This window comes from Pseudomonas sp. B20, assembly GCF_020515755.1.
Classification (GTDB): domain Bacteria; phylum Pseudomonadota; class Gammaproteobacteria; order Pseudomonadales; family Pseudomonadaceae; genus Aquipseudomonas; species Aquipseudomonas syringae.
The window spans coordinates 1-12,822 of the sequence record NZ_JAHPJG010000029.1 but is presented as its reverse complement, the minus strand read 5'-3'; the positions used below and the strand labels follow the sequence as shown (position 1 = coordinate 12,822).

Here is a 12,822-nt window from a genome sequence, read left to right as displayed (position 1 = left end):
AAGGCGTCTACGGTGTGTGCGCATGAATGAGCTGTTCAAATCGACGATGGACCTGAGCTCGCCTCCAGCGCGTATTGATTTCAATACGCCCGCGATGGTGCGAAAGCGTCGTGTCCGTGCGTTGAAGGACCGGCTCACTCACTGGTACGTCGCCATCGGCGGCCTTGCCGTGCTGGCGGCCATCACGCTGATCTTCTTCTACCTCGCCTACGTGGTTGCACCGCTCTTCAAAGGCGCCAGCCTGACCGCCGAGCCAGCACTGAATGCTGCCTGGCTGCAGGACGCAGGTGCGCCGCTGATGATCACCATCGAAGAGCAGAACCAGATCGGCATGCGCATTTCCGACAAGGGCGAAGTGGTCTTCTTCAATATCGAGGACGGCGCAGAGCTGCAGCGCATTGCCTTGCCGCTCCCCGCGGGCGTGTCCGTTGCGTCCATCGGCAAGGATCAGCCCGGCGCGCCATTGATAGCCCTGGGTTTGTCCAACGGCCAGGTGCTGGTGTTCAGACACTCGTACCTGACGACCTACCCGAACGATCAGAAAACCATCACCCCGAGTGTGGCCTGGCCCTACGGTGAAGCGCCTCTGGTACTGGATGAGGACGGGCGTGCGGTCGAGCATGTCACCGTCAGCTCGGATGGCGACAGCCTCAAGCTGGCAGGGTCGACCGGCACTCAGTTGCATGTCATCTCGCTTGAACAGAAAGAAAACATGATGACCGGCGAGATGACCCGCGAGCAGACGCGTGTCGAGTTGCCGCAGATGTCCGCAGCGGTCAAAGCGATCTACATCGACCCGCGCCAGCAATGGTTGTATGTCATCAACGGGCGGGCGCAGGCGGATGTGTTCAGCCTGCGCGATCGCAGCCTCAATGGCCGCTATAAATTGCTGGAAGACGGCAACGCCGAGATCACGGCGAGCGCTCAACTGGTCGGCGGCATTTCGCTGATCATCGGCAACTCGAAAGGCAGCCTGTCCCAGTGGTTCATGGCCCGCGACACTGACGGCGAGCAGCGCCTGATGCGCATCCGCGATTTCAGCCTGGGCAGCGCACCTATCGCGCAGATCAAGGCCGAGCAGCGCCGCAAGGGCTTCATCGCTCTGGATGCTTCCGGCAAGCTGGGTGTATTCCACAGCACAGCGCACCGCACCCTGCTGATCGACAAGGTCGCCGAGGGGCCCGGCATTCTGGCGTTATCGCCACGCGCCAACCGGATTCTGATTGAAAGTGCTGGCAAACTGCTGCCGCTGACGCTGGACAACCCGCACCCGGAAGTCTCCTGGAGTTCGCTGTGGGGCAAGGTCTGGTACGAGAATTACGATGAGCCCAAGTACATCTGGCAGTCCACGGCGTCCAACTCCGACTTCGAGCCCAAGCTGAGCCTGGCACCGTTGACCTACGGCACACTGAAAGCGGCGTTCTACGCCATGCTGTTGGCCGCGCCGCTGGCCGTGGCTGCCGCGATCTATACCGCCTACTTCATGGCCCCGGGCATGCGCCGCAAGGTCAAGCCGGTAATCGAATTGATGGAAGCGATGCCGACAGTGATTCTCGGCTTTTTTGCCGGACTGTTTCTGGCCCCGTATCTGGAAGGGCATCTGCCCGGCATCTTCAGCCTGTTGCTGCTCACGCCGATCGGCATTTTGCTGGCGGGCTTTTTCTGGACCCGTCTGCCTGATTCGCTTCGCTTGCGTATTCCCGATGGCTGGGAAGGCGCGATTCTGATTCCGGTCGTGCTGTTGGTGGGCTGGTTCTCGCTGAGTATGAGCCCGCACCTGGAGAGCTGGTTCTTCGCCGGGGACATGAGCACCTGGATTCGCGACCACCTGGGTATCACCTACGATCAGCGCAATGCGCTGGTGGTCGGCATCGCCATGGGGTTCGCGGTGATCCCCAACATTTATTCGATTGCCGAAGACGCCGTGTTCAGCGTGCCGCGCAGTCTGACGCTGGGTTCGCTGGCACTGGGCGCGACGCCGTGGCAGACCCTGACGCGGGTGGTGATCCTGACCGCCAGCCCGGGCATCTTTTCCGCCTTGATGATCGGCATGGGCCGTGCCGTGGGGGAAACCATGATTGTGCTGATGGCGACCGGCAATACGCCGATCATGGACATGAACCTGTTTGAAGGCATGCGTACGCTGGCGGCCAACGTCGCGGTGGAGATGCCGGAGTCGGAAGTGGGCGGCAGCCATTATCGGGTGCTGTTTCTGGCGGCGTTGGTGCTGTTGATGTTCACCTTCGTGATGAACACCCTCGCAGAGCTGATTCGTCAGCGTCTGCGCAAGCAATACTCGTCGCTGTAAGGAAGGTAGGCGTTGGTGAAGCGGAACTCCCTCAGGAACTGGTTCAAAAGTGGCGCCCCCGGCGTCTGGATGAGTGCGGGTGCCGTATCCATCGCTGTGATCATGACCATCGGCCTGTTGGCGGTGATCGCCGTGCGTGGCCTTGGGCATTTCTGGCCCTCCGATCTGGTGAGCGCGCAGTACGCGGTGCCCAATCAGGAATCGAGCGTTCTGGTCGGTGAGCGGGTCGAGCAGGAGCAAGTGCCTCGTGCGCGCCTGAAAAGCGCGGGCCTGCCGGTGCCTGATCAAGGGCCGGAGTTCATGACCCGCGAACTGTTCAAGGTCGGCAATCGCGATATCAACCCCAGTGACTTCAACTGGGTGGTAGGCGAATGGCTGACCGGGCAGAGCCGGCCTGCAGACCTGATGGCGCTGGAGCGTCGCGAGTGGGGCAATTTCTACGGCTACCTGGTCAACGTCAAGGAAGGCGGGCGGGTCGTGGCCGAAGGCGACGCGGCCTGGCCGGCCCTGCAAGAGCGCATCAAGCGCGTCGAAAAGCTGGCTGACGAACTCTATACCCTGGAAAAGAAAGACATTGGTGCCATCAATCACGGAATCGAGCGCCTGCGTCTGCAGGCCCGCAAGCTGGAACTCGATGGCCGACTGGATGCCGCCGCGCAAGCGGACATGGCTGCCGAGCGGGCCGAGCTGGATGCGCGTTACAAGGTCATCGAGGCGCGTCTTGACGGGCTGCACCAGGCCTTTGATCGCGACAGCCTGACCGCGCGTGATGGCAACGGCAAAGAGATCGAACTCAGCCTGGGCAAAGTGGTGCGTGCCTATCAGCCCAATGCGATGGGCACGGTGACCAAGCTTGGCTTCTACTTCGAGAAGCTGTGGGAATTTCTCAGCGCCGACCCACGCGAAGCCAATACCGAAGGCGGTATCTTTCCGGCGATCTTCGGCACGGTGATGATGACCCTGATCATGGCCGTGATCGTCACGCCGTTTGGCGTGCTGGCGGCAGTCTACCTGCGTGAGTACGCGCGCCAGGGTCCGGTTACCCGGTTGATTCGCATCGCGGTGAACAACCTCGCCGGTGTGCCTGCGATTGTCTACGGCGTGTTCGGTCTGGGGTTCTTCGTCTATGTGCTGGGCGGCTCGGTGGATCGGCTGTTCTTTCCTGAAGCGCTGCCGGCTCCGACGTTCGGTACGCCGGGCCTGTTATGGGCTTCGCTGACGCTGGCACTGCTCGCCGTGCCGGTGGTGATTGTGGCGACGGAAGAAGGCCTGGCGCGCATTCCGCTGACCCTGCGTGAAGGTTCGCTGGCACTGGGTGCAACCAAGGCCGAGACGCTGTGGAAAATCGTACTGCCAATGGCCAGCCCGGCGATGATGACCGGGCTGATCCTCGCGGTGGCGCGTGCCGCCGGCGAGGTTGCGCCTTTGATGCTGGTGGGCGTCGTCAAGCTGGCGCCGTCGCTGCCGCTGGACGGCAACTATCCTTATCTGCATCTCGATCAGAAGATCATGCACCTGGGTTTCCACATTTATGACGTCGGCTTCCAGAGCCCCAACGTCGAGGCCGCACGCCCGCTGGTGTATGCCACCGCGCTGCTGCTGGTACTGGTCATCGCCTTGCTCAATCTGTCAGCGGTGAGCATCCGTAATCATTTGCGGGAAAAGTACAAGGCGCTCGACAATTGATCCCGAATTCGCCCTTTGGCAAACGCGGCCGTTCGATGAAGCGAACCGTTCGCACAGGAGCAATCCATGCAGCATGAAAGCCCGACGAGTGGCATGAACATGTCGGCCCTGAGGCGTCACAAGCAACGCCTGGATCTGGCCGACGAGAGCGTGGCCATCGAAGTGCCGGGCCTGAATCTGTTCTATGGCGACAAGCAGGCGCTGTTCGACATTGCCCTGAATATCCCGAAGCAGAAGGTGACCTCGTTCATCGGTCCGTCCGGGTGTGGCAAATCGACGTTGTTGCGCTGCTTCAACCGCATGAACGACCTGGTCGATGGTTGCCGGGTCGAGGGCGCGATCAACCTGTACGGGCACAACATCTACACCAAGGGCGAGGAAGTCGCCGAGTTGCGTCGCCGCGTCGGCATGGTGTTTCAGAAGCCCAATCCGTTCCCCAAGACAATTTATGAAAACGTGGTCTACGGGCTGCGCATTCAGGGGATCAACAAGAAGCGCGTGCTCGATGAAGCTGTCGAGTGGGCGCTGAAAGCCGCTGCGCTCTGGGATGAAGTCAAGGATCGACTGCATGAGTCGGCATTGGGTTTATCCGGGGGGCAGCAGCAGCGTCTGGTCATTGCCCGAACGATCGCCGTGGAGCCGGAAGTCCTGCTGCTCGACGAACCCTGTTCGGCACTCGATCCGATTTCGACCCTCAAAGTCGAAGAACTGATCTACGAACTGAAATCGAAATACACCATTGTGATCGTTACCCACAACATGCAGCAGGCGGCTCGGGTGTCGGACTACACCGCGTTTATGTACATGGGCAAACTTGTCGAGTTCGGTGATACGGATACCCTGTTCACCAACCCGGCAAAAAAACAGACAGAAGACTACATCACCGGTCGTTACGGGTAGTACGTGCTTCGTCAGCCCTGAACCACCGCTGCGTTTTCGCAATTAACCGGACGTTCCAAGGACACCCAGCATGATCCACAAAGACAGCCATACGCATCACATTTCCCAACAGTTCAACGCTGAACTCGAAGACGTTCGCAGCCATTTGCTCGAAATGGGTGGCCTGGTCGAGAAGCAGGTGAACGATTCGGTCACGGCGCTGATCGAGGCCGACTCCGGTCTTGCCCAGCGTGTTCGCGAGGTCGACGACCGGATCAATCAGATGGAGCGCAGCATCGACGAAGAGTGCCTGCGCATTCTGGCGCGTCGCCAGCCTGCAGCGTCCGACCTGCGCCTGATCATCAGCATTTCCAAGTCGGTGATCGACCTGGAACGCATTGGTGATGAAGCGACCAAGATCGCGCGCCGTGCCATCAAGCTCTGCGAAGAGGGCGAGGCACCGCGCGGCTACGTCGAAGTGCGTCATATCGGCGATCAGGTGCGCAACATGGTACGCGATGCGCTGGACTCGTTCGCCCGTTTCGACGCCGAGCTGGCCCTGTCGGTTGCGCAGTACGACAAGACCATCGACCGCGAGTACAAGACGGCCCTGCGCGAGCTGGCGACCTACATGATGGAAGATCCACGCTCGATCTCCCGGGTACTGGACGTCATCTGGGTGCTGCGCTCTCTGGAGCGAATCGGCGACCATGCACGCAACATTTCCGAGCTGGTGATCTATCTGGTGCGCGGGACCGACGTGCGGCACATGGGCCTCAAGCGCATGAAGGAAGAAGTGCAGGGTATATCGAGCGAAACCGCTAATGTTCCGGGCAACGCTGACGATAAGTAAGATTGCCTGCGAGAAAAACGCCCAGCACGCGCTGGGCGTTTTTCGTTGCGCAGATCAGTATTTTCCGTCGCCTGCGGATTAAATGTCGCGGCGCAGTCAATCAATATGGCAGTTGGCTACCAGTCAACGCTATGCTTGCCGAAACAAAGGGCGTGTTGGCATACCGCAGTTCGCCTCCAGGTGAACACGCCCGCAGGAGCGTCGATGAGTAAGGTCAGTGTATTGGTGGTGGATGACGCGACTTTCATTCGCGACTTGGTCAAGAAAGGGCTGCGCAATTATTTCCCCGGGATTCATACCGAGGACGCGGTCAATGGTCGCAAGGCTCAGACGTTGCTGGGCAAAGAGGTCTTCGACCTGATTCTGTGCGACTGGGAAATGCCAGAAATGTCCGGCCTTGAGCTGTTGACATGGTGCCGTGAGCAGGACAATTACCTGAGAACCGTTCCGTTCATCATGGTGACCAGCCGTGGCGACAAGGAGAACGTCGTGCAGGCCATTCAGGCCGGTGTGACCGATTTTGTCGGCAAGCCGTTCACCAATGAACAGCTGCTGACCAAGGTCAAGAAAGCGCTGGCAAAAGTCGGCAAGCTCGACGCCGTCATGTCCACAGCTCCGGCGCGCATGAACTCGCCGCTCAATGACTCACTGAGTGCATTGACCGGTGGCAAGGCCGAAGTGGTTCGTGCCGGGCCTGTTGCAGCCGCTGCCGCAGCCCCAAGGCCAGCCCCTGCACCCGTCAGATCGGCAGAGCCGACCGGTCGCGGCCAGGGCCAGTTGCGCCTGCCCAACGGCACTCAGTCGTGTGTGATCAAGGCCCTTACCCTGAAAGACGCCACACTGGTGATTCGCGTCAGCGAAAACCTGCCCCAGGTACTCGACAGCGCGGTGCTGGACCTTGAGCAGGGCGAGGACAACGAAGTTGCACGCCTGAACGGCTATCTGCACTCCGTCGCCGCGTTCGAGCAGAAGCCCGACAGCGAATGGCTGCAAGTGACCTTCCGTTTTGTCGATCACGACGCGCAGAAGCTCGATTACCTGTCGCGTCTGATCGCTCGTGGTACGGCGCAGAAGCACTTCATCCCGGGTGCCTGACCTCCACCTGCCGCTGATCTGAATGGCATGCCGACGCTGCGTTGGCGTGCAGCTTACAGTCAGCGACGTTGTTTCCTGCCTGTTCGATACAGATGTGCTTCTTTCGCGGTAGCGCAGGGTTCTATTTAGTTTTTCCAGTCGCATGAAAATGCAAATACCTACTGGAAAAACCCCCAATGACGCTCAACCCGCTGCAATCAACCCCAGGCACTGCAACTGCCCACCCCGCATCTGTCGTGACCAGGCGCTCTGCCTTGCGTCTGTTCTGCGAGGCCCTTGTCGGGCTGACACCGGATGGCGAATACCGCGATAACGCACTGCTCAGTTCGCTCGATGAGCGGCTGGCCAAGCCCGACATACAGGCCTCGGTAGCGCTCAGACTCGCGGCGATACCCGCCAATGAATGGCCCGACAGTGACCTGCAGGTCGATCCTTCGACGGCGATGTCGTTGGCTACCCGTGGCGAGTATCTGCGCCGGCTCGCGGCCCATGTGGTCAATCCCGGTAACGCACGCTGGCTGGACGCCGCTATCCGCGACGCCACCCTGGTACCGGGCATGCGCACGCTTTCTCTGGCGATCAGCCTCAGGTCCGAGCATTCAGGATTATCATTCGAGTCGCTGATAGCGCTTGCTGCCCTGATGCTGATGCCGGCGTTGCATTCAAGCAGCGAGCCGGACAAGTCGCTGCCCAGCGCTCATAGCCTTGATGTGGATGTCCCGGCGCTTGAGGTCTGGAGCACGGTGCGGCATCTCGATTACCTGTTTCAACAATCAGGTATCGAGCTGCTGTGCGAGCTTGATGCCACGGAAAGCTATCTGCGGTTCAGCCCCCACGACACCTGGTCTGCCTTGAGCCAGACCGCACAGTTCAAATCGCTCTTCGCACCGCTGCTGGGTTACATGGACTGGTACGGAGGGCGGCCTGGAGAACAGGCGTCGCCGCGCATTACGCAGGCGCTCGCCGGGCGAGTGATCGCTGATCGGGTTGCGGCGACTGTGCAGCTCGATGGCGAGCCGCTGGACGTTGCCCTGCACCGCGGCTGGGTGTGTGAATACAGCCATGTCCAGCTTTACGACAGGGTTCGTCAGTTGATTCGTGCGCACTATCCGCAGGCGCGTTCCAGCACCCTCGACATGCTGTGTTACCTGTTTTTACGCGAGGTGATGCCTGAGCTTCTGGTGGCGAGTGTCCCCGATCATCTTCAATACGGGCGCTCGTTGCAAAGTGTGGCGCTGATTCACAGCGTTGCGCTGGTCGAGGCGCTGACGCCAGGTCTGTCGCAAATCGCACCTTATGATGAGCTGGTCAGGGTCAGTGCGGGTCTGGCTCAGTCGAGCGATGCCCGGATTCATTCCTTGTGGGCGCGCACGCTGGTGGTCCCGGCCTTGCGCTACGCCACTGCGCAGGGCGTTATTCAAGGGTCCGGCACTGACGATGTGCATCAGGCAACCGCCGGGCAGATCAGTCAGGCGCTGGCGTTTCTGAATACTCAGCAGGCGTTGCATGCGGAGGAGTTGAACAGCCTGCTGGGAATAAAGCCTGCGGACCGAAAGAAGCTGGCGCACCAGATGCTGGAGAAAGCAGGCGTCGATCAGCGGCTGTGGGATCAGGGCATCAAGATCGATCACTGGCCAATATTGCAGGCGCACGGGTTTACGGTGGCAGCATCCTACTCCCTGGATCGTGTGATAGCCGCTGGCAAGCCGCAAGCGACGGTTGTCGAGCTGCTGATGATGGGCGAGGTGTATATCGAGGGGCAGCCTACGATTCCCGATGCCTACGCCAGTGCTTTTGATCGGTTTCAGCAATCGCTGGTCAGTGCACAAGCCAGCATCATCAGGCGACTGTTGTCCGAAATGCAGGCGCAGCATCGAAATACCCTGTTGAACTCGACCTGCGAGGTCAGTCGGGTGCGATTCGGCGCACAAGAGGGCACGCAGGGGCTCTTCATTCGATGCCAGCAAGGCGACCACCGCAGCGACTTTCACGGTCATTCGGTGAACGAGCGTTTTTTCGAGCTGATACCGGCAGCCGGTGTAGCCGGTGAGGTGCATCAAGCCTTCACCTATGAGGTCGAGGGTGTCACGTGGTCGGGCACTATTCCGATTACCGAAGCGCTCAGCCGCAAACAGGCTCACCAGCGGCGTATCGAAAAAGCCAGCGTTACGCCCTTATGGCCAATGGACAGCGACGCTTACCTCAACGGCACCGTTTCACGCTCCGCGATCGCTTATCACCGACCGCAGCCAGGAACGCTGGTGCCCTCCGGCGACTTGATCTTCCAGGCCAATGCCGATCAGCAAAGCGCTTTGGAACATCTGGCGAACAAGGCCGCAGCACATTTGCTTGAACGGTTTCTCGAGCAAAGCAAGGCGCTGCATCTGCATGAGACGGAATGGGAAAAAATCTGGGCCAGGGAGCGCGAGTTCGCTGACATGGCTGCGCGGCTGATCATTCCTTTTTATGGCTGCATCAAGGACCTGGCCAGCGGTGATCGGTCTGGCAGCGTGATCCTCGACTGCGTGACGGATCTGGCTTTCGCGCTGATTCCGCTTGGACAGTTCGCCGGCTCGACGGCTCGAATCATCCTGCGGGCTGGCGAAATGAGTGTCGCGTCAGTCGCCAGACTCACCGGTAAGGCAGTCAGCACATTGATCGGCGGCCTGGCAGAGCAGAGTGCCGTGTTCGCCGTGCGAGACCTGGGGCGGTGTGGATTGAAACTGGGCGTGCGTGGCTGGTCTGCACTGCTGGAGGAGGTGCCGTCGCTACGCACCGTGTTTTCATCTCAGTCACTGCTCGATACCGTCTTCGGTCTGGACAAAGGCATGTATCGACTCGCCGACAGCGTGGCAACGCCACTGCCAGTGAATGTGGAGTCTGTGGACAGGGTCGTGATGGTCGATGGCAGACGCGATGTGGCTGTACGCGATGTCGGTACCGCACAACAGCCGGACTTCAGGCTTTGCGATCCGCGATCCGACGCAGTATTCGGGAAAAGACTGACGCCCCTGTCGCAGAACAATCTAACGGAGTTTTCAGTTTTTTCAGCGCAGGAGCGTATAGGCCCCGAGCATTACCCGGCCATCGCGCCGGTTATCCCGGTCGGTGAGGGGGCCTGTGAGATACGAATCGTCGAAGGCTGTAAGGTGCAGACCATCGAGAGGGAGGAGGGGGTATTCGATATCCTCGTGGATGAGCGGATCTACCACCTCGACACCCACGCCCACGATGCGGCGCTGCGCACGTTGGCGGTCGAGAGGCTTTCTCGACGTTCCGCTTCGTTGCAGGAAACCGAAGCGGTCTGTCGGGTTCGACGTAACCTGATACAGGCTCCCTGCAGCCACGGTGTGAAGCTGATAACGCCTGCGCCAGAGCCGATAAGCGAAGGCTCTACGTCCCCCACACGCACTGGCAAATATCCGAGTAATGCGATGGACGCCCGCGAATTCGGCCTGGCCCGACTGTCGCTGGGTGCCGACTCCACGATTCCGGACATCGATGTCTTCGTCAACGAAGGCAAGTTCTGCAAATGGGCTGATCCCGCTGAACCCTCCGCCTCCACCTCGACGCAAGCACCTGCGGGAAAAGGGGTCGTAGCGCTTTCCGAAGCCGAGCGAGCGCTCTTTGCGTTGCCCGAGACGCCAGTTTACTTGTCAGAGTTTTCTGGTGCGCTGACGGAGAAAGGACTTTTGGGGCTGCCGGAAAATTTCCCGTTGCAAGACGCCTTCTGGATATATGTGCATATACCTGTCATCGAGCTCGGGCCTATCGCATCGGGCATCGCAGATGCCCGAACCCTGCGCGGTATCCGGCTGGATACGGAGAGCGTGCCCTGGATTTATATCGAGCCGGATACGGGCGTTTTCTACAAGGCTGCCATCACCGGGAGTGGGCTCGAGTTGAAGTTTTCCCGTGTGACCGATGTGGCGCAGATCAACGAGTACATCAGAGTTTCCGAACAGTATCGACTGGTTCGTGAGCTTCCCGATGCCGAGCAGGACCAGGAAAATATTGCACGTCTGCTGTTTGACCTGCTGGACGATTCCACGCGCGACGAATGGCTTGTGTCCTGGGCAGAACCCGTCAAGAACTACGACGACTATGTGCAGTGGTGCATGGCTAATCAGAAGCCGAATGATCTCCTGCGATTTGCCGCGAATATCATGTCTGGCGAGGATATTCAGAAGAAATTCGTTGAGCTGGCCAGGAACAGCATTCCGGATTTCAAAAAAATCACCCAGCGAAGCCTGCCGGAACAGCAGCATATTGTCGAAGTGCTCAATCACCTGCTGCCGACACAGGGTTCTCCGATCAAATGGGAGAGGTTGAACCTGGAAACTATCGTGATGCCCAATGCACCCAAACGAATAATGAAGCAGGTCAGGGGCGCCAATCTGTCTTTCCTGCAGGCTTACACCGAGTCGGGCGAGCGGATCGTCTACTACGCGCTTTCCGGAGGCAAAAAAGCCCGGGACCTGAAGCTGCAGCCGGATGTCGCCGAGCAAACCGAGCGGGTCATCGACGGGGTGATCTACCGTGATGCAAGGGCCCGCATGGCCGGGCGTCAGCCTGATCCGGGGTTTACCAGTTTGCCGGTCATCAGGGACGTCGATCATCTGGTGGTCAGGAAATTCGGGCGTCACCTCGATTCTGAAAGGCTGATTGCGACGATCTTCAAGGAAGATATGGCGTCTACCAGACTGACGCATATCAAGGTGTTCACCGTGATGGAAACCTGCCGCTCTTGTGGCGGATTCGTTTTGCCCCGCTTGAAACTCGACTTTCCCGAGGCGCATTTTTCCGTGACGTACCTCAAGCCTTATCAGGCCTCCTGACCGAGTCAGCCTTGCGCGGTGTCATACGACACCGCGTACCGGGCCTCTGGCGTGCCTTCCTTGACGCTTCATTCATGTCCGATTGATACCCTTGCGTCCTCTTCTGCCTGCAAGGCTGCTAGGCTTGGCACCCAGTGCCCTTGAACCCGACCCTCTCCGATGCTTGAACGCCTGCTTATCCTGTTTGCCCTGACGTTGACTGTGCAGTCGGCCGGGGCTGTCACGATTTATAAGTTCACCGATGCCGATGGCGTGGTGTCCTTCTCGGACCGGCCGACGCCCGGCGCATCGGTCATGGTGTTTCGCGACCGCATGGTCGAGCGTATCGACGGCCAGGTGCATTTGAGTGTCAGGCGGGAAAAGGGCGTACACAGCCTGTATGTGCGCAACGATCTGTACGCTCCGGTTGAAGTCGAACTCAAGCTTTCCAGTGTGACCAACGTGCTGGGGGTATCTGGCTCGTCAGCGACGCTGCGCCGTACGATCCCTGCGCGCAGCAACCAGCGCGTGGTGGTCTTGAGCCCCAAGGTGGGCAGCAAGCCGATGAACTACGCCTCGGTGCTGAGTTCAACCCTGGGTGATCCCAGAGGCTCGGTGCAGGCCTACAAATACCCGCTGCCGTGGATTGGTGGACCGTTTCGCCTGACTCAGGGCCCGAATGGCAGATACAGCCATTACGGCGTCAAGGGGCGCTATGCAATGGACATCGCCATGCCCGAGGGAACGCCGATCATTGCCGCGCGCGGCGGTACGGTGGTGAAGATCGAAAACAGCCAGTCAGGGCGGGGCTCGAATGCGTCAGGCAACTTTGTGCGCATCCTGCATGACGACGGCACCATGGGCGTCTACCTGCATCTGATGCGCGGCTCGGTGAGTGTCAGGGAAGGTCAGCGGGTGAGTGTCGGAACAGCGCTGGCGCGGTCGGGCAACACCGGCAACAGCACCGGCCCGCATCTGCACTTCGTCGTACAGCGCAACTCGGGCAATGAACTGATCTCGATCCCCTATGAATTCGCCACGCCGGTGCAGAGCCTGCCCAACTTCGCCGTCGGCGGGAATTGAGGGGGAGCCATTCATAGCTCCACGCCCTGCGTCCGATCCTGAACCGGCGGCGCGACTCAGACCTGTGACGCAGAGCGTCACGCAAGGCATTCCCACGCTGG

General features: G+C 59.9%; 7 protein-coding genes. All 7 read left to right on the top strand.

Going from position 1 to position 12,822, the window contains the following annotated elements; all coding sequences use genetic code 11:
• Positions 1 to 22 precede the first annotated feature (22 nt).
• The 7 genes from LIX91_RS23385 (at position 23) to LIX91_RS23355 (ending at position 12,721) form a co-directional block, all read left to right on the top strand.
• Positions 23 to 2,308, top strand: coding sequence for an ABC transporter permease subunit (locus tag LIX91_RS23385; RefSeq protein WP_201418856.1), 2,286 nt, complete (start codon positions 23 to 25; stop codon positions 2,306 to 2,308).
• 69 nt (positions 2,309 to 2,377) lie between these two features.
• Positions 2,378 to 3,994: a phosphate ABC transporter permease PstA gene (gene pstA / locus LIX91_RS23380; protein WP_226489281.1), complete on the top strand. Its 1,617-nt coding sequence runs from the start codon at positions 2,378 to 2,380 to the stop codon at positions 3,992 to 3,994.
• Between the two features lie 66 nt (positions 3,995 to 4,060).
• On the top strand, positions 4,061 to 4,894 hold the full coding sequence (gene pstB / locus LIX91_RS23375; RefSeq protein ID WP_003401255.1) for a phosphate ABC transporter ATP-binding protein PstB: 834 nt from the start codon (positions 4,061 to 4,063) through the stop codon (positions 4,892 to 4,894).
• 70 nt (positions 4,895 to 4,964) lie between these two features.
• Positions 4,965 to 5,726: a phosphate signaling complex protein PhoU gene (gene phoU / locus LIX91_RS23370; RefSeq protein WP_003340338.1), complete on the top strand. Its 762-nt coding sequence runs from the start codon at positions 4,965 to 4,967 to the stop codon at positions 5,724 to 5,726.
• A 204-nt stretch (positions 5,727 to 5,930) separates the two neighbouring features.
• On the top strand, positions 5,931 to 6,821 hold the full coding sequence (locus LIX91_RS23365; protein WP_103696189.1) for a response regulator: 891 nt from the start codon (positions 5,931 to 5,933) through the stop codon (positions 6,819 to 6,821).
• Between the two features lie 176 nt (positions 6,822 to 6,997).
• Positions 6,998 to 11,659, top strand: a complete 4,662-nt coding sequence (locus LIX91_RS23360) for a deaminase domain-containing protein (protein ID WP_317135441.1) — start codon at positions 6,998 to 7,000, stop codon at positions 11,657 to 11,659.
• 159 nt (positions 11,660 to 11,818) lie between these two features.
• A complete protein-coding gene (locus tag LIX91_RS23355) occupies positions 11,819 to 12,721 on the top strand; it encodes a peptidoglycan DD-metalloendopeptidase family protein (protein ID WP_046237626.1) in 903 nt (300 codons plus the stop codon).
• Positions 12,722 to 12,822: the final 101 nt, after the last annotated feature.

What these genes read in the sequence shown, in the direction of transcription:
- phoU (WP_003340338.1), top strand. Translation starts at nt 4,965, where the DNA reads ATGATCCACAAAGACAGCCATACGCATCACATTTCCCAACAGTTCAAC.
- LIX91_RS23355 (WP_046237626.1), top strand. Translation starts at nt 11,819, where the DNA reads ATGCTTGAACGCCTGCTTATCCTGTTTGCCCTGACGTTGACTGTGCAG.
- LIX91_RS23385 (WP_201418856.1), top strand. Translation starts at nt 23, where the DNA reads ATGAATGAGCTGTTCAAATCGACGATGGACCTGAGCTCGCCTCCAGCG.
- LIX91_RS23365 (WP_103696189.1), top strand. Translation starts at nt 5,931, where the DNA reads ATGAGTAAGGTCAGTGTATTGGTGGTGGATGACGCGACTTTCATTCGC.
- LIX91_RS23360 (WP_317135441.1), top strand. Translation starts at nt 6,998, where the DNA reads ATGACGCTCAACCCGCTGCAATCAACCCCAGGCACTGCAACTGCCCAC.
- pstB (WP_003401255.1), top strand. Translation starts at nt 4,061, where the DNA reads ATGCAGCATGAAAGCCCGACGAGTGGCATGAACATGTCGGCCCTGAGG.
- pstA (WP_226489281.1), top strand. Translation starts at nt 2,378, where the DNA reads ATGAGTGCGGGTGCCGTATCCATCGCTGTGATCATGACCATCGGCCTG.